Here is a 1,387-nt window from a genome sequence, read left to right as displayed (position 1 = left end):
CCTTCTGGGGCTGGCAAGCCGTGATCGTGCTGGCTGTGATCAGCCTGCCCATGGGCTGGACCAGCTCCAAGGAATACGCCGAACTGGAGTGGCCGATCGACATCCTCATCGCCGTCGTCTGGGTGAGTTATGCCATCGTGTTCTTCGGCACCATCGTCAAGCGCCAGACCAAGCACATCTACGTAGGCAACTGGTTCTACGGCGGTTTCATCCTCACCGTAGCGCTGTTGCATATCGTCAACAACCTGGAAATCCCGGTGACCTGGTTCAAGTCCTACTCGATCTACTCGGGTGCGACGGATGCCATGGTGCAATGGTGGTACGGCCACAACGCCGTAGGCTTCTTCCTGACCGCCGGCTTCCTCGGCATGATGTACTACTTCGTGCCCAAGCAGGCCGGTCGCCCGATCTACTCCTATCGTCTGTCGATCGTGCACTTCTGGGCACTGATCAGCGTCTACATCTGGGCAGGTCCGCACCACTTGCACTACACCGCCCTGCCCGACTGGGCACAGTCGCTGGGCATGGTGATGTCGCTGATCCTCCTCGCCCCGAGCTGGGGTGGCATGATCAACGGCATGATGACCCTCTCGGGTGCCTGGCATAAGCTGCGTACCGATCCCATCCTGCGCTTCCTGGTGGTTTCCTTGGCCTTTTATGGCATGTCCACCTTCGAAGGCCCAATGATGGCGATCAAGACCGTGAATGCTTTGTCGCACTACACCGACTGGACCATCGGCCACGTACACGCTGGCGCACTGGGCTGGGTAGCCATGATCTCCATCGGCGCCATGTATCACCTGATCCCCAAGGTGTTCGGCCGCGAGCAGATGCACAGCATCGGCCTGATCAACACCCACTTCTGGCTGGCAACCATCGGCACCGTGCTGTACATCGCTTCGATGTGGGTCAACGGTATCGCCCAAGGCCTGATGTGGCGTGCAATCAACGATGACGGCACCCTCACCTACTCCTTCGTCGAAGCACTGGAAGCCAGTCATCCGGGCTACATCGTACGTGCCATTGGCGGTGCCTTCTTCGTCATCGGCATGCTGTTGATGGCCTATAACACCTGGCGCACCGTGCGCGCGGCCAAGCCGGCCGAATATGACACCGGCGCGCAAATTCCTGCTGGAGTTGCCCACTGATGAAACAGCATGAAGTCCTCGAGAAGAACGTCGGCCTGCTGGCCCTGTTCATGGTCCTGGCCGTCTCCATCGGCGGCCTGGTACAAATCGTCCCGCTGTTCTTCCAGAGCGAAGTGAACGAGCCGGTAGAAGGCATGAAGCCCTATACCGCCCTGCAACTGGAAGGCCGTGACATCTACATCAAGGAAGGCTGCGTGGGCTGCCATTCGCAGATGATCCGTCCGTTCCGCGCGGAAACC

2 protein-coding genes are annotated in these 1,387 nt (G+C 59.4%); both read left to right on the top strand.

The genetic code is table 11. The features are described from left to right. On the top strand, window positions 1–1,148 hold a 1,148-nt coding region (gene ccoN / locus CFY91_RS15605; RefSeq protein ID WP_093987290.1), incomplete at its 5' end, for a cytochrome-c oxidase, cbb3-type subunit I. Further along, a partial coding sequence (locus CFY91_RS15600; RefSeq protein WP_207759403.1) for a cbb3-type cytochrome c oxidase subunit II occupies window positions 1,148–1,387 on the top strand: 240 nt, incomplete at its 3' end. The genes ccoN and CFY91_RS15600, both read left to right, overlap by 1 nt.

The organism is Pseudomonas fluvialis (genome assembly GCF_002234375.1).
Classification (GTDB): Bacteria; Pseudomonadota; Gammaproteobacteria; order Pseudomonadales; family Pseudomonadaceae; genus Aquipseudomonas; species Aquipseudomonas fluvialis.
Note: the sequence above shows the minus strand (reverse complement) of the source record. Positions and strands in the feature narration are given on the sequence as shown.